Here is a 19,810-nt window from a genome sequence, read left to right as displayed (position 1 = left end):
TGCGCTCATGCCTATTATGATGGCATGAGCAACGATACCCCCCGATATGCCTATGAGGATTTCACGGTTGGCAGCGAATGGCCGCTGCCCGCGAAATCCGTCGAAGCCAGCGAGATCATCGATTTCGCCACGCAGTTCGACCCCCAGCCCTTCCATCTGGACGAGGCTGCGGGCAAGGCCAGCATTCTTGGCGGCCTTGCCGCCTCCGGCTGGCACACAGTCTGCATGTTCATGCGCATGATGTGCGATGCCTATCTTCTCGATTCCACGTCGCAGGGTGCGCCGGGCATCGACTACGCCAAGTGGAAAAAGCCGGTTCTTGCCGGAGACACGCTGACCGGCAAGAGCACGGTCATCGAACGGCGGGTGTCCAAATCCAAGCCGGACCTCGGCTTCATCGTGCTGCACCACGCCATCTCCAACCAGCATGGCGAGGTGGTCTGCGAACTGCAGAACACCGGCATGTTCACATTGCGGGAGCCCGCCGCAGCATGAGCGCAGCCCTCAACGCCCTTATCGGGATCGAACGCGATCTCGGCTCGCACACATTCACCGCGGAAGAGATCGTCACCTTTGCCAGGAAATACGATCCGCAGCGTTTTCACGTCGATCCCGAAGCGGCCAGGCACAGCAATTTCGGGGCGCTGTGCGCCTCCGGCTGGCACACGACGGCCATCTGGATGCGGCTGAATGTCGAGGACATGAAACGCCAGGTCAAGGCGGCCATGCAGCGGGGCGAAACGCCGCCGCAATTCGGCCCCTCGCCCGGCTTTGAAGACCTGAAATGGCTGAAGCCGGTCTATGCCGGCGATACGATCCGCTTCACCCGGACATTGAACGGGTTTCGCGCGCTGCAATCGCGCCCAGGCTGGGCGATGATGCAGATGTCATCAGCGGCCTATAACCAGAACGAACAGAAGGTCCTGGAGTTCAACAGCGCCGCGTTGATAGGATTAGCCTAGTAACGGCCCGCAGAAGGCCCTCAGTGGCCTTCATAGGCGACGAGCGTGCGCACGTTGACGCCAAGCGCTTCGAGCTTCCTGCGCCCGCCCAGGTCAGGCAGATCGATGATGAAGCAGGCGCTCACAATATCGGCGCCCATCTGCTGCAGCAGTTTCACTGCAGCTTCGGCCGTACCGCCCGTCGCGATCAGGTCATCGACGAGAATGACCTTCTCACCCGGCACGATGGCATCCCGGTGCATCTCCATTTCATCGACGCCATATTCCAGGCTGTAGGCAATGCGCACCGTATCATGCGGCAGCTTGCCCTTCTTGCGGATCGGCACGAAACCGGAGGACAGCTGGTGCGCCATGGCGCCGCCGATGATGAAGCCGCGCGCTTCCACACCGGCAACCTTGTCGACCTTGCCGCCCGCATAGGGATGGACCAGTTCATCGACGGCCCGGCGAAAGGCGCGTGCATTGCCAAGCAGGGTCGTGATGTCGCGAAACATGACGCCGGGTTTGGGATAGTCGGGGATATTCCGAATGGCATCCACCAGCGTCTGCTTCAGCGTCGAATCCATGTCGTCACTCCTTTGTGCCTGCAAGGCGCACAGCGGCGCAGTTTAATAGACCACCACCGCAAAAGAAAAGGGCGCAAGGCGCCCTTTCCGGATCAGATATTGTCAGAGCCGATCAATGTTCGATGTCGGCCCAAATACGGCGCTTGGCGACGTAGAGGAGACCCGCAAACAGAACAAGGAAGATCATGACGCGGAAGCCGGTCTTCTTGCGGTCTTCCAGGTGCGGTTCAGCGGCCCACATCAGGAATGCCGATACGTCCTTCGAATACTGCGCCAGCGTCTGCGGCGAACCGTCATCATAGGTCACCTGGCCATCCTGCAACGGCTGGGCCATGGCCAATGACTTTGCGGCGATGAAGTAAGGGTTGTAGTGCGTTCCCTCGGGAATCTTCATGCCTTCCGGCGGTGTCTCGCCGAAGCCGGTCAGCAGCGCGTGAATATAGTCCGGTCCGCCTTCCTGATACTGTCCCCAGAAGATATCGATCAGGAACTGCGGGAAGCCGCGCTCGACGGCACGGGCCTTGGCGATCAGCGAGAAGTCGGGCGGAGCGGCACCATTGTTGGCGGCAGCCGCTGCCTGTTCATTGGCGAACGGCGCCGGGAAATGATCGGCCGGGATAGCCTTGCGGGTGAACATCTCACCTTCCGCATTGGGGCCGTCCTTCACCTCATATTCCGCGGCGAATGCCTTGACCTGCGCTTCGCTGTAGCCGAGTTCCGAAAGCGAACGGAAAGCCACCAGCTTCATCGAATGGCAGGCCGAGCAGACTTCCTTGTAGATCTTCAGACCGCGCTGCAACTGCTGCTTGTCATAGGTGCCGAAGGGTCCGGCGAAGGACCACTTCATCTGTTCCGGATGCTTGATCGGGAAATGCGTCGGCTCAGCCGCATTGTGGGCTGCTTCTTCCGCAAACGCACCGCCGCCGAAAGCCAGCATGGTACCGAGACCGGCAGCTGCGAGACCGAGGAGGATTTTTTTCATCGGAGAGTCCTTCACGTTTCTCAGCCTTTGGTTTCCGGAGCCGCCGCAACACCCGCGGGCTGACCGCCGCTCTTGGTCTTGGCAAGCACAGCTTCCGTAATCGAGTTTGGTATGCGGCGCGGCGTTTCGATCAGGCCGAGCAACGGCATGATGATAATGAAGAAGCCGAAGTAGAAGGCTGTGCCGAGCTGCGAAAGGATCGTGTAGATGCCTTCGGCAGGACGCGAACCGAGCCAGCCGAGCATGATGGCATTGGCAACGAAGATCCAGAAGAACAGCTTGTACCAAGGACGATAGACGGCCGAACGTACCTTCGATGTATCGAGCCAGGGCACGATGAACAGGATCGCGATCGAGCCGAACATGGTCAGAACGCCGCCGAGCTTCGAGTTGATCGGTCCGATGTTGAAGGTGATGGCGCGCAGCATCGCGTAGAACGGCAGGAAGTACCATTCAGGAACGATGTGGGCTGGCGTCTTCAGCGAGTCGGCCGGGATGTAGTTGTCCGGATGACCCATGTAGTTCGGCATGTAGAAGACGAAATAGGCAAAGAGGATCAGGAAGAGCGACAGCGCAAATGCATCCTTGATGGTTGCATAGGGTGTGAACGCCACCGTGTCCGTCTTCGACTTGACTTCAATACCGGTCGGGTTGGTCTGGCCGGTCACGTGCAGGGCCCAGACGTGCAGGATGACAACACCGGCAATCATGAAGGGCAGCAGGTAATGCAGCGAGAAGAAGCGGTTGAGGGTCGGATTATCCACGGCAAAACCGCCGAGCAACAGCTGCTGGATCGGGTCGCCGATGATCGGAAACGCCGTAAAGAAGCCGGTGATGACGGTTGCACCCCAGAACGACATCTGGCCCCAGGGCAGGACGTAGCCCATGAAGGCGGTTGCCATCATCAGGAGAAGGATGATCACGCCGAGGATCCACAGCAGCTCGCGCGGCGCCTTGTAGGAACCGTAGTAGAGCCCGCGGAAAATATGCACCCAGACCGCAAGGAAGAACATCGATGCGCCGTTGGAATGCAGGTAGCGCAACAGCCAGCCCGAATTCACATCGCGCATGATCTTTTCAACGGAGTTGAAGGCCAGTCCCGTATCGGCCGCATAGTGCATGGCCAGAACGACACCGGTGATGATCTGCGAAACCAGCATGATCGCCAGGATGCCACCGAAGGCATAGGCGTAGTTGAGATTGCGCGGAACAGGATAGGCGACGAATGAATCATAGATCAGACGCGGCAACGGAAGTCGCGCATCGACCCATTTTTCGATACCTGTGTTCGGCGTATAGGATGAATGTCCACCGCTCATGTCGTGTCTCCCCCTGGAACCTTAGCCGATCTTGATGACGGTGTCGGAAATGAATGAAAGTGGCGGGACGGGCAGGTTTTCCGGTGCGGGACCGGAACGGATGCGCCCGGCAGTATCGTATTGCGAGCCGTGGCACGGGCAGAACCAGCCGCCGAAATCCCCCTGCTGCCCGAGCGGAATGCAACCCAGATGGGTGCACACGCCGATCATGACCAGCCAGTTTTCCTTGCCTTTGCCTGCACCGCGATCCGCATCGGTCGCCTGGGCATCGCTCGGCAGATTGGCATTGCGCGCAATCGGATCCTTGAGCTGGCTCAGCTGGACGTTTTTGGCATCCTCGATTTCCTTCGGCGTACGGTTGCGAATGAAAACGGGTTTGCCGCGCCATTTGACTGTCAGGGACATGCCCGGCGTCAGCGCTGAAACATCAACTTCGATGGACGAGACTGCCAGCGTGGATGCGTCCGGTCTCATCTGGTCGATGAAGGGCCATGCAAAGGCTCCCGCTCCGACCACACCGGCCATGCCTGTCGCAATATAGAGGAAGTCACGCCGTGTCGGCTCGGTCGTATCGTGTGCGCTCACGGGGCCTGTTCCTTTCCGAATAACAACGCAGCAGGAGAGTCCACTTTGTCACCACAATACACGACTGGCCCATAGAATGAGCCTCGCGGATTCCCCAGCATATTGCGTGGTTTCTAAGCATGTCGCAGGAGCTTGTCCAGCCTGACAGAGCCACAAGGGCAGGATGTCGCAGGGATAAGTCGCCACACCTTTTCCACTCTTTGGCCATGAATCTGTTTGCATTTTCGCAGCGGCCTCACGAGCGCCCGATAAAGCCGCCGGATTGGCGCGCCCAAAGTCCGGCGTAGAGCCCGTTGGCAGCGATCAGCGCATCGTGGCTGCCGCTCTCGACAATGCGTCCGCCATCCATGACCACAAGCCGGTCGAGGGCAGCGATGGTCGACAGGCGGTGCGCGATGGCGATGACGGTTTTGCCGCGCATCAGCCGGTAGAGATTGTCCTGGATGGCGGCTTCCACCTCCGAATCGAGCGCCGACGTCGCCTCGTCGAGAATGAGAATCGGTGCGTCCTTCAACATGACCCGCGCAATGGCAATCCGCTGCCGCTGGCCGCCGGACAGCTTGACGCCGCGCTCGCCCACATGGGCGTCGAAGCCCTGCCTGCCCTTGGGATCGGTCAGGGCGGCAATGAAGGTTTCGGCCTGTGCATTCTCCACCGCCTGCCGCATCAGTTCGTCGGATGCGTCGGGACGGCCATACAGAATGTTGTCACGCACGGAGCGATGCAGCAGCGACGTGTCTTGCGTTACCATTCCGATATGCGCACGCAGCGAGTCCTGCGTGACATGCGCAATGTCCTGCCCGTCGATCAGGATGCGCCCGGCCTGGACGTCGTAGAAGCGCAGGAGCAGATTGACCAGGGTGGACTTGCCCGCACCGGAGCGTCCGACAAGCCCGACCTTTTCGCCGGGAAGCACGCTCAGCGACAGATTGTCGAAGACCGGCTTCGAACGGTCGTAGTGAAACTGCACATTGTCGAAATGGATGGCGCCTGCAGGTACCGCAAGGCGCGCTGCACCGGGCTTGTCGACCACGGTGACCGGCCGCGCCAGCAGCTCCATCGAATTCTGGATGGTGCCGTAATTGCGCAGGAGACCGTTGAGGTTGGCCATGGTCCGTCCCAAAAGCATGCTCAGCCGCAGGACAAGGCCGAGCGTGAAGGCGATGGCGCCGGGCGATATTTCCGACTTCAACCACAAATCGATGGAAACAATCGCCACGGCGCAGATCATGACACCGCTGGTTGCGCCGAGCGCAATGCGGATGCCGCTCAGGCCGCGCGTCAAAGGAATGATGGCATCGAGCCAGCGCTGCATGCCCTGCCGCATATAGGCGTCATCGCGCTCGGCGCTGCCGAACAGTTTCAGCGTCTGGATATTGCTGTAGCCATCGACCAGCCGGCCGGTGACGACGGAGCTTGCTTCCGCGGTCTCCGCCGCAGCCCGGCGCACGCGCGGCAGGAAATAGCGGGCGATCAGGCTGAACACCGCGAGCCAGACGACGACGATCGTCGCCAGCCGCCAGTCAAGGTCGCCGATCAGCGCGATGGTGGTGATGCTGTAGACGATGCAGATCCAGATGGCCTGCAGAAGCGTCATCATGAAATCGCCAACCGCCTGCCCCGTCGCCCAGACCTTGGTGACGATGCGGCCGGAAAAGTCATTCTGGAAGAAGGCAAGGCTCTGGCGATAGGTGTGCAGATGCGCCTGCCAGCGCACCAGATTGAAGAAACCAGGTACAACCGTCTGTTCCTCGACCAGCGCCGACAGCGTCAGGATGATCGTCCGGGCGATGAGGACACCCGCCAGCATCAGAAGAAGCGGCGTGCCGTGATCCTGCATCAGGCCTTGCCAGCCCTTTGCCGGGTTGACCGATGCCAGGATATCGACGAGCCCGCCGAGAAACCAGAACAGGCCCGCTTCCGTCAGCGCCACCAGCCCGCCCAGCACCAGCACCGCGAAAAACGCGGCCTTGGCCTGCCGGACATAGAACCAGATGAACGGAAACGGCCGCGACGGGACATGATCCGCCGGCGGTGCAGCGTAGGGATCGATCCAGCTTTCGAACAGACGGAAGAGATTTCTCATGCGGTGCAGAAGCCTTTCTGGGTCAGACGTGCAGCGCGCGACTGAAAAGATACTTTTGAGTGAGTCCTCCTGCCCGTCAAATTAAAGTTCGTTCAGATATTCTCCGGCAAAGAAAACGCCCCCCGGCCGAACCGGGAGGCGCCATGTCTGAAACAGGGTAAAAGCCGGTTATTCCGCCGCTTCCTGCTCGTCATCCAGCCCGAGGAAGCCGCCGGATTGCCGCGCCCAGAGGTTGGCGTAGATGCCGTCGGCGGCAATCAGTTCCTCATGGCTGCCGCTTTCCACGATCCTGCCCTTGTCCATCACGACGAGACGGTCAAGCGCCGCAATGGTGGACAGGCGGTGTGCGATGGCAATGACCGTCTTTCCCTGCATCAGCCGGTAAAGATTGTCCTGGATCGCCGCTTCCACTTCCGAATCAAGCGCGGAGGTCGCCTCATCCATGATGAGAATCGGCGCATCCTTGAGCATGACCCGGGCAATGGCGATACGCTGGCGCTGGCCGCCCGAGAGCTTGACGCCCCGTTCGCCCACATGCGCGTCGAACCCGCGCCGTCCCTTGGGATCGGATGCCGCTTCGATGAACGCCTCCGCCTGTGCATTCTGCACGGCCTGGCGCATCAGCTCTTCCGAGGCATCGGGCTTGCCGTACAGCACGTTGTCGCGGATAGAGCGGTGCAGCAGCGAAGTATCCTGCGTGATCATGCCGATATGTTCGCGCAGCGAGTCCTGCTTCACCTTGGCGATGTCCTGGCCATCGATGGTGATGCGGCCGCTCTCCAGATCGTAGAACCGCAGCAGCAGGTTGACGAGCGTCGACTTGCCCGCCCCTGACCGTCCGACCAGCCCGATCTTTTCGCCCGGCCGGATATCGAGGGACAGCTTGTCGATGACGCCCGCACCCTTGCCATAGTGGAAACCGATGGCTTCGAAGCGGATGGCACCGGCGCTGACGGCCAGTTCCGGCGCGTGGGGAACATCGGTGACAAGGCGCGGCAGCGAGATGGAGGTAATGCCGTCTTCCACTGTTCCGATATTCTCGAACAGCGCCGACATTTCCCACATGATCCACTGCGACATGCCGTTGAGACGCAGCACAAGGCCGATGCCCACGGCCACCGCGCCAACGGAGATGGCCGAACCCAGCCACAGCCAGATCGCAATGCTGCTCACCGAGAACAGCAGAAGGCAGTTCATCGCATAGAGCATGACATGGAATCCCGTCACCATGCGCATCTGCGTATAGGCTGTGGACAGGAACTCCTCCATTCCCTCGCGGGCATAGTTTTCTTCCCGCTTGGAATGGGAGAAAAGCTTGACCGTGGCAATGTTGGTGTAGCTGTCGACGATGCGGCCGGTCATGGATGAGCGCGAATCCGCCTGCGCCTTGGATGCCACCTGCAGCTTCGGAATGAAGTACCACATCAACCCGATATAAGCGGCAAGCCAGATGAGGAACGGCACCATGAGACGCAAATCCGCAGCGGCGGCGATGATGAGCGTGCCGCTGAAATAGACAATCACATAGTTCAAGACGTCGAGCAGCTTCATCACCGCCTCGCGCACGGCGAGCGATGTCTGCATCAGCTTGGTGGAAATCCGCCCGGCAAACTCGTCCTGGAAGAACGTCATGGACTGGCGGACGACATAGCGATGCACCATCCAGCGGATACGCATGGGGTAGTTGCTCAAAAGGGTCTGGTGAATGACCAGCGAATCGAGCAGCACGATGCCGGGCATGACGATCAGCACGACGCCTGCCAGCAGTGCGAGCTTCCAGCCCTCCTGCGCGATGAAGGTTTCACGCGACTGGTTGGACAGCCAGTCGACGACATTGCCCATGAAGGCATACATCGATACTTCAAGGACGGCGATCGACGCCGTGCACACCGCCATAACAGCGAGCCACGGCCAGACGCCGCGCGTATAGTGCATGCAGAATGCAACGAGTGTCTTGGGTGGCTCACTGGGCTCGGCGGATGGAAACGCCTCAAGCCTTTTTTCAAACCAGCGAAACATTATCTAACCTCTTTCGGGCGACGGTCTCGGCATGACATGCGAGACGAGAATGATTCCGGCGCAGAGTGGCGGTTACTGCGCTTAGGTTGCCGGAGCATGATGGAAACAGAAGGAAACAAACATGCAAACGCCAACCATGGGACGATTGCGACTTGTGTCAGGGAAGAAAAACTACGCGGAAAAAACAGACACAAGACCGCCAACGACACCGGCCACGGCTTCTTCAGGAGAAGCCATCCGGTTTGGAAGAAGTCGGAAAAATTCAGTCATCGACACCTCCAAAGTTAGCGTTGCGGTCGAAACCCTATACCTATTATGAACGGAAAAAGCGAGAGCCTATTCTCATGAAATACGCCTGCATGAGTAAAATATTGCCAATGGAGCATGCCGCCTGTGACTGAAGTCAAAACCGACCTGCGCATCGCGCTTTATCAGCCGGATATTCCGGGCAATACCGGTACGATCCTGCGCATGGCTGCCTGTTTTGGAATCGGCGTCGACCTCATCGAGCCCGCGGGCTTTGATGTTTCCGACCGCTCGCTTAAACGCGCCGGGATGGATTATCTCGAGCAGGCCGCACTCACCCGCCATGCCGACTGGCAGCACTTCCAGAACTGGCGGCAGGGCGAACGGCGCCGCCTGCTGCTGTTTTCGACCAAGGCAGCCGTGCCCTACACGCAGTTTGCCTTCCTGCGAGGCGATATCCTGCTGCTTGGACGCGAATCATCAGGCGTACCGGATGAGGTGCACCAGTCGGCCGATGCCAGGCTGATCATTCCCATGGTGCCGGGCGCGCGGTCGCTCAATCTGGCGCTGTCGGCGGCCATCGCAACCGGTGAAGCCTTGCGGCAGTTCTCGCTGCCCGCATGAAAAACGCCGGCCATGTCTGACCGGCGTCCTCATTCAACTGACAGGAAGCTTACTTGACTTCAGCTGCCTTGCCGTCTTCCCACTTGTAGAGAACGAAGGTCGGCGTCGTCAGGTCGCCTGTTTTCGCGTAGGTCAGGTCGCCGACAACGGTAGAAACGGCCGCACCGGAGTGCAGGGCCGCAGCCACGGCTGCCGGATCGGCGGAACCAGCCTTTTCAATGCCGGCCTTGATGACCTGCAGCGCCGCATAGGCATTGAGCGTGAAAGCTTCAGCCGGAATGTTCTTGGCCTTCAGCGCTTCCATGATCTTTGCGGCAGACGGGTTCTTTGTCGGATCGGCGCTGTTGGTGAACAGCGTACCGGCAGCTGCAGCGCCGCCAATGGCCCAATATTCCGTGTTCGACAGGCCTTCGGCACCGATGATCTGGGCCTTGATGCCCTGGTCAGCCAGCTGGCGGGCAATCAGGCCGCCTTCCGGATGATAGCCGCCGAAATAGATGACTTCGGCCTTTTCGGACTTCAGGCGGGTAATGAGCGCGCTGTAATCCTTTTCACCGGCATTGATGCCCTGATCGACAACTTCCTTGACGCCGCCCTTGTTGAGCGTTGCCTTCAGATTGTTGGCAAGGCCCGTGCCATAGGTGTTCTTGTCATAGACAACCGCGACGCGCTTGTCCTTGTAATGCTTGAGAATGTACTGGGCAGCAACCTCGGCCTGCTGGTCATCGCGGCCGCAGGTGCGGAACACGGTGTCCAGGCCGCGTGTCGTCAGATCAGGAGTGGTGGAGGTTGGGGTGATCATCAGGATGCCGTTTTCAGCCAGCACGTCGGAAACCGGCATCGAAACGCCTGACGTGACCGGGCCAACCACAAACTTGATGCCTTCGCCGACCACCTGGTTGGCAACCGATACACCCTGCTTCGGCTCGCCGGCATCATCGAAAAGCTTGATGACGATCTTCTCGCCCTTGATGCCGCCTTCGGCATTGATGGCTTCCGCAGCCGCTGCAACACCGTTCTTCACCTGCATGCCATAGGCAGCCACAGGGCCGGTTACAGGCGCGATGTTGCCGATGACGATGTCAGCACGGGCGAATGAAGTCATCGCCATGACAGCCGTCAACGCCACGCCAGAGATCAACGATAAGCGCATAGTGTCCTCCTTGAATTTTTTATTGCGCGGCCGGAAGATTCTCCGGCGCTGAAAAAAGTTCTACTGTCTTTATGGCAGGCTGTCAGCCACGATTCATGACAATCCTGAATCCATCATTGAAATAATTTGATGCCATTTATGAAGAAAAGTGTTCGATTGCTGACAATTCGCGTCAATTTTTCCTGCAATTCTGAAAATTTCACACTTTCAGCAGTCTTTCCAGTCGACTTTAGTCGGCATTGGGCAAACGGCGCATAGTGAATTCGATGATATCGCCAGGCCGTTCGTACCAGCTTTCGATTTCCGTCCAGTAGGCCGCTTTCGGGTATTGCTCGAACCACTCCTTCGCCTTCTCGCGGGCGGCAAGACGCGGCAGGCGAAAGCTCTCGCGGATGAATGCGCCGCGCTGCCGGGTGGCTTCGCCCCGGCTTTCCTTCAACTGCTTTCGCAAGCCGTCGAGCGGCGGCTTGGGAAAGTGTGTCCTGGGTACTTTGGAGACCATTTTGCATCCCTGCCTGAACCCTGTATGGGGCAGAGTAGATCAAACCCCGCCCCGAAAACGAGTCATTTTTTTGGGATAGCCCAAAGACCACCTTCCTTTGCCGCGCCCCGGATGTGATAAAGTGCACAGCAAGAAGGAATCGCTCATATGGACCGCCCGGATATTCCCGCCATCCTGCCTGAGGCACTTGAAGACAAGAAGACAGCCGCCACTGCGTGGTTTGCCGAATTGCGCGACAAGATCTGCGCCAGTTTCGAGCAGCTCGAGGATGATCTGGAAGGCCCCCTCTCCGACCGGCCGGCGGGCCGCTTCGTCCAGACGCCCTGGCAGCGCGAGGAAGGCAAAGGCGGCGGCGGGATCATGTCGATCATGCATGGCCGGGTCTTCGAGAAGGTCGGGGTTCACACATCCACCGTCTATGGCGAATTTTCACCGGAATTCCGCAAGCAGATACCCGGTGCGGATGAAGATCCGCGCTTCTGGGCCTCGGGTATTTCGCTGATTGCCCATCCGCAGAACCCGTTCGTCCCGGCAGTGCACATGAACACGCGCATGGTTGTCACCACCCGCCAGTGGTTTGGCGGCGGCGCCGACCTGACGCCGGTTCTCGACCGCAAGCGGACGCAGGAAGACGCGGACACCGCCGCCTTCCACAAGGCGATGAAATTCGTCTGCGACAAGCATGCGGCAGTCGCCAGCCACCAGAAGTTCAAGGACTGGTGCGACGAGTATTTTTATCTGCCGCACCGCAAGGAGCCGCGCGGTACGGGCGGCATTTTCTATGACTGGCTGCATTCCTCCGACGAGAATGGCGGCTGGGATGCCGACTTCGCCTTCACCCGCGACGTCGGCCGGGCCTTTTCGGTGGTCTACCCCTATCTCGTCCGGCAGAATTTCAACCGGGACTGGAGTTCCGAAGACCGGCAGGAACAACTGGTCCGGCGCGGACGTTACGTCGAATTCAACCTGCTCTATGATCGCGGCACCATCTTCGGCCTGAAGACCGGCGGCAACGTGGATTCGATCCTGTCGTCCATGCCGCCAACGGTCAAATGGCCGTGAACTGATTTTTTCAGGGATCAATCCGGGCTTTCATGCGTTATGGTGCTGCCGGTACGGTATCTAGCCGTATCTCGATGGAGAGGGCTCGCGTCACACCGGGCCCACAACAGGGAGAAAAGGCCATGAAAGAACTTCATTGCATCGTTCCCGGTTGCCAGTGGCATACCCGTCACGACACCGAAGCCGAGATCATCCGCCGCGCCACCGAGCACCTTCGCGAAACCCACGGCGAAACAGCCATTCGCGAAGCCATGCTCGAAACGATCAAGGCCAATATCCAGCCTGAAAAGGGCAAGGCAGCCTAGGCTTTCCCGATAAATTCGGGAATTGTGGCGAGCAGCGCATCGCGGTCGAGCGTGAAGCCCGAGTCAATCCAGGCATCCTCGAGCGCGCGTTGCAGCTTGCCCACATCGGGGCCCTTTTCCAGACCGGCCGCAATGAGATCGCCGCCGGTAACGGGGAATTTGGGTTTCTCGTACGTCCCGGCAAATTCCAGAAGTTTTGACAGATGGCCGGCACGCATCATGGCGGCATTGTCATTGAGCGCCTCCATGCGCGCTGAAACCAGCGCAAGGCGCAGGCGGTCCATCATGCCCTGCTTCTCGCTGCGGTAAAGCCGCTTGGCAAACCCGCCCTCGGAAATTTCGGCATTGGGCAACACGGCACGAGCCCATGCCTCCAGCCGCTCGCGTTCCTGATTGGAAAGCTTGAGGCGCACCGCCATGGCGTGAATGCGCTCGGCATTGGGCGGGATCATGCTGGCAAGGCGCAGCAGTGGATCAGCAGGCCAGCCCAGCTCGTTCCCGGTCTTGACGAGACCATGGATCGCATCGATGCCCCATTTCTCGCTCTCAGGCAAAACGGCCGTCAGCACGCCCGCCTGACGCATCCACAACAGCGCGCGCGAAGGATCCGGCGCCGCCAGCATTTTCTTCAGCTCCGACCAGATACGCTCCGCCGACAGCTGCGCCAGCCCATCCTTCAGGCGGGCGCAGGCCTTCAGGCCTTCGCTCTCGGGACGGCCATGGCCATACCAGGCAAAAAACCGGAAGAAGCGCAGGATGCGCAGATAGTCCTCGCGGATGCGCTGCTCCGCATCGCCGATGAAGCGCAGGGTCCGGCTTTCAATATCGGCAAGACCGCCGACCAGATCGACGATCGTGCCATCCGCCTCGACATAGAGCGCGTTGATGGTGAAATCGCGCCGGTTCGCATCGACCTGCCAGTCCCGGCCAAAGGCCACGGCGGCATGGCGCCCGTCGGTCTCGACATCGGCGCGCAACGTCGTCACCTCGAATGGCCGTTTGCCGGCGACAACGGTCACCGTGCCGTGGCTGATACCGGTCGGCACGGCCTTGAACCCCGCCGCCTGTGCCCGGTGAATCGTTTCATCCGGCACACAGGTGGTCGCGATATCGAGATCGGACACCTCCTGCCCGAGAAGCGCATTGCGCACTGCACCGCCAACGACGCGTGCGCCCTCGCCATTGGCGGAAAGGGCAGCAAGCAATCTTTGCAGGGCCTCGTCCTTCAACCATGGGGCCTTGCCGGCAATCGAAACTGTCATGCTCAAGAATAGAGCCTTTCATAAAGTGTACGGATGATGCCCGCCGTGACGCCCCAGATGAAGCGGTCGCCAAACGGCATCGTATAATAGAAACGTTCCTTGTCCTGCCATATCCGGCTTTCCCTGCGGTGGTTGGCAGGATTCATCAGAAAGGACAATGGCACTTCGAAGACATCGGCCACTTCATCCGGGTTGGGCGTCAGGTCGAATGGCGGATGGACGAGCCCGAGCACCGGGGTAATGGAATAACCCGTCGTGGTGAGATAGCGCGGCAGGCGGCCGAGAAGTTCGACATGCCGCCCTTCCAGCCCGATCTCCTCATGCGCCTCGCGCAGCGCCGCCTTTTCCGGCTGGAAATCATCTTCCGGATCGATGGCGCCGCCGGGAAAGGCCACCTGGCCCGAATGCTTGCGCATGTTGGCATTGCGCAGGGTGAGAATGACACCCGCTTCATCCCCGTGATCGACGATGGGGATCAGCACCGCCGCCTCACGCAGTTTTGTCGCCGCGATCAGGGCATCGAGGTCCGGATTGAGCAGGTGGTCGCCATGATCGACACTCAGCGTCTCATGGCCCTTCGCCGCAACGCGCTGCGCAAAGGCCCGGGCGGAAAAGCCGTCATCCCTCAATATTGTCTGGTTCATAGACTTTGCTCTTCCAGTTCGCCCGACGGCATGATCGGGAAGACCGTACCGCCGGAACGCACGGCAAACATGGATTTGCCGCCAACGACGATATCTTCGCCATGGCTGACCAGTTCATACATGACCGGGCGGGCCAGCAGCGCTTCCAGCCGTCCGCGCACCAGCACATAGGGCTTGAGGCCGCCATTGGCCGGGTCGATGACAAAGCGCAGGGGATTGCCGGCATTTGCCTCGACAATATCGCCGACATTGGTGCGGAAGGTCATGACCTGATCGCCGCCCTCGCCCGATACATTAAGCTCAACGCCAAGGAAGGGCGCATCCTCGACGCGGATGCCGACTTTCTCGACGGGCGTGACCAGATAGGTCTTGCCATCGGCATCCCGGCGTAGAACCGTGGAGAACAGCCGGACCAGCGGTGCGCGGCCGATAGGTGTTCCCATGTAGAACCAGGTGCCATCCGCCTTGATCTCCATATCGAGATCACCGCAGAAATCCGGGTTCCACTTTTCCACCGGCGGCAGGCCCTTGCCTTGTGCCGCGGCGCGCGAAATCAGCGCTTCAAGCCCTGCCGCATCGCGCAACGTGCCTTCTGACTGTGCCATACCAAGACCTTTTTGTTCATTCGTCACGAAATAGTCACCGTTAAACCGCTTGTCTGCATGTCATAGTGATTTAGACTCATTTAAGTGTGAAGCTGACCATAAACCAGCTCCGCAGGCCAGAGACGAGGTAAACCATGACAATCATCAAAACCGGGGAACCATCGGATCCGAAGGCCATGATAGCAGAGGCGGAAAAGGCTCTGGCCGATATCTCCAGGGTACGCGCTGCCGTTGGCACTGTCATCTTCGGCCAGGAAAGCGTGATCGAACGCACGCTCGTCGCGCTACTGGCAGGCGGCCATGCCCTTCTCGTCGGCGTTCCCGGCCTTGCCAAGACCAAGCTCGTTGAAACCCTCGGTACCGTGCTTGGCCTCGATGAGCGCCGTGTGCAGTTCACGCCCGACCTGATGCCGTCGGACATTATCGGCTCGGAAGTCATGGAGCAGGACGACCATGGCAAGCGCTCGTTCCGCTATGTCAAAGGCCCGATCTTCGCCCAGCTGCTGATGGCTGACGAAATCAACCGCGCCTCGCCGCGCACCCAGTCAGCCCTGCTGCAATCCATGCAGGAATATCATGTGACCGTTGCCGGTGAACGGCACGACCTGCCGGCGCCGTTCCATGTGCTGGCGACGCAAAACCCGCTGGAACAGGAAGGCACCTATCCCCTGCCCGAGGCGCAGCTTGACCGCTTCCTCATGCAGATCGACATCCTTTATCCGGAACTCGACGCAGAGCGCCGCGTCCTTCTCGAAACCACCGGCACGTCCGAAGCCCGCGCGGCCAAGACCATCACTGCCGAGCGTCTGCGCGACATGCAGCAGCTGATCCGCCGGATTCCCGTGGCGGAAGGCGTTGTCGAAGCCATCCTCAAGCTCGTGCGTTCGGCCCGCCCCGGTGCGGATAACGATATCGCGCAAAAATTCATCGCCTGGGGCCCCGGCCCGCGCGCCAGCCAGGCGCTGATGCTGTGCGCGCGCGCCCGCGCGCTCTATGACGGGCGTCTCGCGCCGTCGATTGACGATGTCAGAGCGCTGGCCGAACCAGTTCTGCAGCACCGCATGGCACTGACCTTCGCAGCCCGCGCCGACGGCATGAATGTGCGTGAGGTCATCGCCAATCTGACCAAGGCCGCACTCTGATGGCAGCCATCGGCGCGCAGGTCGAGAAGACCGCGACACGCGAGGCGCTGGCGCGTGCACGCCAGCGCGCCGCGCTGTTGCCCGATCTTCTGGTCGAAGCCCGCCGCATCGCCAACACCACGAATACCGGCTGGCATGGCCGCCGCAAGAGCGGCGTCGGCGAGACGTTCTGGCAGTTCCGGCCCTACACGGACGGCGAAGCCATCGCGCGCATCGACTGGCGCCGGTCGGCGCGCGATGACCGCACCTATGTCCGGGATCAGGAATGGGAAGCCGCCCATACGGTCTGGCTGTGGGCTGATTCCTCGGCCTCCATGCTCTACAAATCGGATATGGCGCAGGTATCGAAGGAATCGCGCGCGCTCGTGCTCATCCTGGCGCTGGCCGAGCTTTTGTCGCGCAGCGGCGAGCGCATCGCCTTTCCCGGCGTCACCGATCCGGCCTCCGCCGCCAATGGCGCGGAGCGGTTGGCGGTTGCATTGTCGCATGTCATCGATCTGCCGAAGCAACCGGATTTCAGCAAGGTCCGGCGCTTTTCCGATGTGGTGCTGGTCAGCGATTTTCTCGAGCCGGTCAGCGAAACGCTTGCCCTGCTCGAGCAGATTGCGCAGCGCGGCGCTCGCGCGCATCTGGTCGAAATCTACGATCCGGCCGAAGCGGATTTCCCCTACAAGCGGCGCACGGAATTCGTCGATCCGGAATCCGGCGCTGTTCTGACCGTCGGACGGGCGCAGGACTATGCCGAGGAATACAAACGCCTGTTCCTTGCCCGGCGTGAAACGCTCAGCGCCTATTGCCGCCGCATCGGCTGGAGCTACACCGCCAACCGCACCGACCGCCTCGCCTCCGAAGCACTGGTTTCCGTGCATCTGAACATGACCGCCGATGCCGGCTATCAGAGGACGGGCCTATGATGGGTGCCTTTCCTCTTGCCCTCGGTGCACCGGCAATCCTTTTCGGTCTTCTGGCCCTGCCTGTCATCTGGTGGCTGCTGCGGGCAACGCCGCCGCGGCCGGTCCGGGAATCCTTCCCCCCGCTGAAAATTCTGGCCCAGATCCTCAAGAAGGAGGAAACGCCGGACCGCAGCCCCTGGTGGCTAACGCTGCTGCGGCTTGTGCTCGCCGCGCTCGTCATTCTGGCGCTCGCCGAACCCGTATGGAATCCGCGCGCCGAGACTTTGAGCGGCAAGGAACCGGTTGCCATCGTGCTCGACAATGGCTGGTCGTCCAATGAGGAATGGGCCGCGCGCAAGGAAACGGCGGAACGGCTCATTGCCGATGCCAATGCCTCCGGCGCGCTGATCTACATCCTGGGTACGGCCGAGAAGCTGAATGCCGACGTCGGCCCGTTCGATGCCGCAACCGCGCTTGAGCGGCTACGCGCGCTGAATGTCCGGCCGATTCCCGTCAACCGCAGCGCAGCCTTCGACCGGCTGAAGGCCGCCCTTGCCAATGTCAATGGCGTGCGCGTTGCCTATCTCAACGACGGGGTCGATACCCCGCAGGCGGCGACAGCCGTCAAATCCATGGAGGGGAGCGGGATCGCCTCGGTGATCTGGTATCAGCCGTCGATCGCAGCTCTTTCTGCCATCCGGCAGGTGGAGAACAATGCAAATGGACTGACCGTCCACGCCGTGCGTTCCGATGACAGCCGCGCCTCGGGCGGCATCACCATCGGCGCCTATGATGAAAAGGGCCGCCGCATCGCCGAAACCGGACTGGTTTTCCGGGCCAATGAAGCGGCCGGGGAGGCCGTCATCACCGCGCCCTATGAACTGCGCAACGACTTTCACAGCCTGCGCATCGACAACGCCCCGCATGCGGGCGCCACCTTCCTTGTCGACGACAACAACAAGCGCCGCCGCGTCGCCCTGCTGTCCGGTTCTGAAGCCGACCTGTCACAGCCGCTGCTGTCGCCGCTCTATTACATCTCGCGCGCGCTTGAGCCCTTCGCCGATCTCCTGCGGCCACGCAATGCGGAACTGATCAAGGCCATCCCCGAACTCCTGGAGCAGAAGCCGTCCGTCATCATCATGGCTGATATCGGCAAGCTGCCCGGCGAGACCGAACAGGCCATGGTGGACTGGGTGGCCAAGGGCGGGACACTCATCCGCTTTGCCGGTCCGCGCCTTGCGGGCAACAGCGAACACGACCCGCTTCTGCCGGTCAATTTGCGCAAGGGGGAACGTTCCCTGGGCGGTGCCCTGTCGTGGAAGGAATCCCAGCCGGTTGCCGCGTTCCCGGATACGGGTCCGTTTGCCGGGCTGCCGACGCCGCAGGACGTCACGGTCAATCGCCAGGTTCTGGCAGAGCCCGCCATCGACCTTTTCGAGAAGAGCTGGGCCAATCTTGCCGACGGCACGCCGCTGGTGACGGGCGAGACCCGCGGGCGCGGTCAGATCGTTCTCTTCCACGTCACGCCGGAAGCCACGTGGTCGAACCTGCCGATCAGCGGCAGTTTTGTCGACATGCTGCACCGCATCGTCACCCTGTCGCGCAACACTGGACCATCGCCGCAGGAAAATGGCGCGGGGGCTTCCCGCGCCTTTCCGCCCTATCTGACATTGAACGCCGAAGGGGCTTTGACCCCTCCCGGCGCGGATGCCAAGCCGCTTATCCTCAAGCCGGGCGAAACCGGCACGGTGAGCTTTGACAATCCGCCCGGCTTTTACGGCGTCGAGGATTCCATGAGCGCCCTCAACCTCTTCAAGCCGGACAGCGGCATCAAGCCTCTGGTCCGTCCCGAGCTTGCCATTCCCGTGACCACGGCACGCTATGCCGTCGATGAATCGGTGCCGCTGCGCGGTCCGCTCTTCGGGCTCGCCGCCCTGCTGCTGGCGCTCGATGCGCTTGCCATTCTCTGGCTCGGCGGGCATTTGCGCCGCCGCTTCAAGACAGCCGCAGCCGCCTCCTTCGCAATCCTCATCATTCCCGCCATCCTGGCATTCGGACCCTCTCCGGCCCATGCCCAGCAGAACGACAGCAAACCGGGCGACCAGACCATACTGGACGCGGTCAATGCCACGCATCTCGCCTATATCATCACCGGGGACCGTGCCATTGACGACATCAGCAAGGCAGGCCTTTTCGGGCTTTCCAGGGCGCTTGCCGACAGCACGGCTCTGGAGCCCGGCGATCCCATAGGCGTCAACCCCGAAACCGACGAACTTGCCTTCTTTCCGCTCATCTACTGGCCCGTCGACGCCGCGGCCAAAATGCCGTCGCGGGACGCCATTGCCAAGATCGACGCCTATATGCAGCAGGGCGGAACCGTTCTGTTCGACACACGCGATCAGGATGCCGCCGCCATCAGCTTCGACAACAGTTCGACCCCGGCCAATGCGCGCCTGCGCGACATTCTTTCCGGCATGAACATACCGGCGCTGGAACCGGTTCCAAACGACCATGTGCTGACCAAGGCCTTCTATATCCTGCAGGATTTTCCCGGCCGGTTCCGCGGCAGCCAGCTATGGGTACAGGCCTCGCAGGCACCCGAAGCCAACAAGGACCGTCCCGTGCGGGTCGGCGACGGCGTTTCCCCTATCATGATAACCGGCAATGATCTCGCCGGCGCCTGGGCTGTCAATGCCAGCGGTGCTCCCCTGCTCCCGACGATCCCGAACGATCCGGATCAGCGGGTTCTCGCCTATCGTGCGGGCATCAACATCGTCATGTACATGCTGACCGGCAACTACAAATCCGATCAGGTGCACGTGCCCGATCTCCTGAAGCGGCTGGCGAACTGAC

19 protein-coding genes are annotated in these 19,810 nt (G+C 60.8%); 8 read left to right on the top strand and 11 right to left on the bottom strand.

Features of this window, described 5'->3' with window-relative positions:
* Nucleotides 1-24 precede the first annotated feature (24 nt).
* Both C5750_RS01120 and C5750_RS01115 read left to right on the top strand, forming a co-directional pair.
* Complete coding sequence (locus tag C5750_RS01120) at nucleotides 25-495, top strand: MaoC family dehydratase (protein WP_105732031.1); 471 nt, start codon at nucleotides 25-27, stop codon at nucleotides 493-495.
* Entirely contained in the window at nucleotides 492-962 is a 471-nt protein-coding gene (locus C5750_RS01115) for a MaoC family dehydratase (RefSeq protein ID WP_105732030.1), read from the top strand. The genes C5750_RS01120 and C5750_RS01115 overlap by 4 nt, the downstream gene beginning before the upstream one ends.
* Nucleotides 963-982: 20 nt before the next feature.
* Here the strand turns inward: C5750_RS01115 and C5750_RS01110 are convergent, their stop codons facing one another.
* The 6 genes from C5750_RS01110 to C5750_RS01085 form a co-directional block, all read right to left on the bottom strand.
* Nucleotides 983-1,528 carry an adenine phosphoribosyltransferase gene (locus C5750_RS01110; RefSeq protein WP_105732029.1) on the bottom strand — a complete coding sequence of 182 codons (546 nt, stop codon included), beginning with the start codon at nucleotides 1,526-1,528 and terminating at the stop codon, nucleotides 983-985.
* A gap of 112 nt (nucleotides 1,529-1,640) precedes the next feature.
* Nucleotides 1,641-2,510, bottom strand: coding sequence for a cytochrome c1 (locus C5750_RS01105; RefSeq protein ID WP_105732028.1), 870 nt, complete (start codon nucleotides 2,508-2,510; stop codon nucleotides 1,641-1,643).
* 20 nt (nucleotides 2,511-2,530) lie between these two features.
* Nucleotides 2,531-3,829, bottom strand: a complete 1,299-nt coding sequence (locus C5750_RS01100) for a cytochrome b (protein ID WP_105732027.1) — start codon at nucleotides 3,827-3,829, stop codon at nucleotides 2,531-2,533.
* 21 nt (nucleotides 3,830-3,850) lie between these two features.
* Nucleotides 3,851-4,414 carry a ubiquinol-cytochrome c reductase iron-sulfur subunit gene (gene petA / locus C5750_RS01095; protein ID WP_105732026.1) on the bottom strand — a complete coding sequence of 188 codons (564 nt, stop codon included), beginning with the start codon at nucleotides 4,412-4,414 and terminating at the stop codon, nucleotides 3,851-3,853.
* Between the two features lie 235 nt (nucleotides 4,415-4,649).
* Entirely contained in the window at nucleotides 4,650-6,500 is a 1,851-nt protein-coding gene (locus C5750_RS01090) for an ABC transporter ATP-binding protein (RefSeq protein ID WP_105732025.1), read from the bottom strand.
* A 168-nt stretch (nucleotides 6,501-6,668) separates the two neighbouring features.
* Nucleotides 6,669-8,519, bottom strand: a complete 1,851-nt coding sequence (locus tag C5750_RS01085) for an ABC transporter ATP-binding protein (protein WP_105732024.1) — start codon at nucleotides 8,517-8,519, stop codon at nucleotides 6,669-6,671.
* A gap of 393 nt (nucleotides 8,520-8,912) precedes the next feature.
* Here C5750_RS01085 and C5750_RS01080 point away from each other — a divergent pair, with 393 nt between their 5' ends.
* Complete coding sequence (locus C5750_RS01080; protein ID WP_245420950.1) at nucleotides 8,913-9,389, top strand: tRNA (cytidine(34)-2'-O)-methyltransferase; 477 nt, start codon at nucleotides 8,913-8,915, stop codon at nucleotides 9,387-9,389.
* A gap of 49 nt (nucleotides 9,390-9,438) precedes the next feature.
* Here C5750_RS01080 and C5750_RS01075 read toward each other — a convergent pair whose 3' ends face one another.
* Nucleotides 9,439-10,542 (bottom strand): ABC transporter substrate-binding protein, encoded by a 1,104-nt coding sequence (locus tag C5750_RS01075; RefSeq protein ID WP_105732022.1) that lies wholly within the window; start codon nucleotides 10,540-10,542, stop codon nucleotides 9,439-9,441.
* A gap of 229 nt (nucleotides 10,543-10,771) precedes the next feature.
* Nucleotides 10,772-11,044, bottom strand: coding sequence for a hypothetical protein (locus tag C5750_RS01070; RefSeq protein ID WP_105732021.1), 273 nt, complete (start codon nucleotides 11,042-11,044; stop codon nucleotides 10,772-10,774).
* A 147-nt stretch (nucleotides 11,045-11,191) separates the two neighbouring features.
* Between C5750_RS01070 and hemF the strand changes: the two genes are divergently transcribed.
* Nucleotides 11,192-12,106, top strand: coding sequence for an oxygen-dependent coproporphyrinogen oxidase (gene hemF, locus C5750_RS01065; RefSeq protein WP_105732020.1), 915 nt, complete (start codon nucleotides 11,192-11,194; stop codon nucleotides 12,104-12,106).
* A gap of 122 nt (nucleotides 12,107-12,228) precedes the next feature.
* Nucleotides 12,229-12,411, top strand: a complete 183-nt coding sequence (locus tag C5750_RS01060; protein ID WP_105732019.1) for a DUF1059 domain-containing protein — start codon at nucleotides 12,229-12,231, stop codon at nucleotides 12,409-12,411.
* On the opposite strand, the gene C5750_RS01055 is transcribed toward C5750_RS01060, so the two are convergent.
* From C5750_RS01055 to C5750_RS01045, 3 genes are read right to left on the bottom strand one after another with little or no spacing between them, the layout of a single operon-like run.
* Nucleotides 12,408-13,673, bottom strand: a complete 1,266-nt coding sequence (locus C5750_RS01055) for a CCA tRNA nucleotidyltransferase (RefSeq protein WP_105732018.1) — start codon at nucleotides 13,671-13,673, stop codon at nucleotides 12,408-12,410. The genes C5750_RS01060 and C5750_RS01055 overlap by 4 nt on opposite strands.
* Before the next feature lie 2 nt (nucleotides 13,674-13,675).
* Nucleotides 13,676-14,317, bottom strand: a complete 642-nt coding sequence (locus C5750_RS01050; RefSeq protein WP_105732017.1) for a CoA pyrophosphatase — start codon at nucleotides 14,315-14,317, stop codon at nucleotides 13,676-13,678.
* Nucleotides 14,314-14,922, bottom strand: a complete 609-nt coding sequence (locus tag C5750_RS01045) for a DUF1285 domain-containing protein (protein ID WP_105732016.1) — start codon at nucleotides 14,920-14,922, stop codon at nucleotides 14,314-14,316. The genes C5750_RS01050 and C5750_RS01045 overlap by 4 nt, the downstream gene beginning before the upstream one ends.
* Before the next feature lie 134 nt (nucleotides 14,923-15,056).
* On the opposite strand from C5750_RS01045, the gene C5750_RS01040 reads away from it, so the two are divergent.
* Genes C5750_RS01040 through C5750_RS01030 form a run of 3 tightly spaced genes read left to right on the top strand, consistent with a single transcriptional unit; the run spans nucleotide 15,057 to nucleotide 19,809 of the window.
* Nucleotides 15,057-16,064 carry an AAA family ATPase gene (locus tag C5750_RS01040; protein WP_105732015.1) on the top strand — a complete coding sequence of 336 codons (1,008 nt, stop codon included), beginning with the start codon at nucleotides 15,057-15,059 and terminating at the stop codon, nucleotides 16,062-16,064.
* Complete coding sequence (locus tag C5750_RS01035) at nucleotides 16,064-16,978, top strand: DUF58 domain-containing protein (RefSeq protein WP_105732014.1); 915 nt, start codon at nucleotides 16,064-16,066, stop codon at nucleotides 16,976-16,978. The genes C5750_RS01040 and C5750_RS01035 overlap by 1 nt, the downstream gene beginning before the upstream one ends.
* Nucleotides 16,978-19,809, top strand: a complete 2,832-nt coding sequence (locus C5750_RS01030) for a DUF4159 domain-containing protein (protein WP_105733048.1) — start codon at nucleotides 16,978-16,980, stop codon at nucleotides 19,807-19,809. The genes C5750_RS01035 and C5750_RS01030 overlap by 1 nt, the downstream gene beginning before the upstream one ends.
* Nucleotide 19,810 lies beyond the last annotated feature (1 nt).

The organism is Phyllobacterium myrsinacearum (assembly GCF_002980555.1).
GTDB classification, from domain to species: Bacteria; Pseudomonadota; Alphaproteobacteria; order Rhizobiales; family Rhizobiaceae; genus Phyllobacterium; species Phyllobacterium myrsinacearum.
The sequence above is the reverse complement of the archived record's forward strand: the minus strand, read 5'-3'. Positions and strand labels throughout refer to the sequence as shown.

Excerpts from the sequence above, each read along its gene's own strand:
- C5750_RS01060 (WP_105732019.1), top strand. The coding sequence starts at position 12,229 with ATGAAAGAACTTCATTGCATCGTTCCCGGTTGCCAGTGGCATACCCGT.
- C5750_RS01075 (WP_105732022.1), bottom strand. The coding sequence starts at position 10,542 with ATGCGCTTATCGTTGATCTCTGGCGTGGCGTTGACGGCTGTCATGGCG.
- C5750_RS01050 (WP_105732017.1), bottom strand. The coding sequence starts at position 14,317 with ATGAACCAGACAATATTGAGGGATGACGGCTTTTCCGCCCGGGCCTTT.
- C5750_RS01085 (WP_105732024.1), bottom strand. The coding sequence starts at position 8,519 with ATGTTTCGCTGGTTTGAAAAAAGGCTTGAGGCGTTTCCATCCGCCGAG.
- C5750_RS01090 (WP_105732025.1), bottom strand. The coding sequence starts at position 6,500 with ATGAGAAATCTCTTCCGTCTGTTCGAAAGCTGGATCGATCCCTACGCT.
- C5750_RS01070 (WP_105732021.1), bottom strand. The coding sequence starts at position 11,044 with ATGGTCTCCAAAGTACCCAGGACACACTTTCCCAAGCCGCCGCTCGAC.
- C5750_RS01115 (WP_105732030.1), top strand. The coding sequence starts at position 492 with ATGAGCGCAGCCCTCAACGCCCTTATCGGGATCGAACGCGATCTCGGC.
- C5750_RS01035 (WP_105732014.1), top strand. The coding sequence starts at position 16,064 with ATGGCAGCCATCGGCGCGCAGGTCGAGAAGACCGCGACACGCGAGGCG.
- C5750_RS01105 (WP_105732028.1), bottom strand. The coding sequence starts at position 2,510 with ATGAAAAAAATCCTCCTCGGTCTCGCAGCTGCCGGTCTCGGTACCATG.
- hemF (WP_105732020.1), top strand. The coding sequence starts at position 11,192 with ATGGACCGCCCGGATATTCCCGCCATCCTGCCTGAGGCACTTGAAGAC.
- C5750_RS01045 (WP_105732016.1), bottom strand. The coding sequence starts at position 14,922 with ATGGCACAGTCAGAAGGCACGTTGCGCGATGCGGCAGGGCTTGAAGCG.
- C5750_RS01030 (WP_105733048.1), top strand. The coding sequence starts at position 16,978 with ATGGGTGCCTTTCCTCTTGCCCTCGGTGCACCGGCAATCCTTTTCGGT.
- C5750_RS01110 (WP_105732029.1), bottom strand. The coding sequence starts at position 1,528 with ATGGATTCGACGCTGAAGCAGACGCTGGTGGATGCCATTCGGAATATC.
- C5750_RS01055 (WP_105732018.1), bottom strand. The coding sequence starts at position 13,673 with ATGACAGTTTCGATTGCCGGCAAGGCCCCATGGTTGAAGGACGAGGCC.
- C5750_RS01040 (WP_105732015.1), top strand. The coding sequence starts at position 15,057 with ATGACAATCATCAAAACCGGGGAACCATCGGATCCGAAGGCCATGATA.
- C5750_RS01100 (WP_105732027.1), bottom strand. The coding sequence starts at position 3,829 with ATGAGCGGTGGACATTCATCCTATACGCCGAACACAGGTATCGAAAAA.
- C5750_RS01120 (WP_105732031.1), top strand. The coding sequence starts at position 25 with ATGAGCAACGATACCCCCCGATATGCCTATGAGGATTTCACGGTTGGC.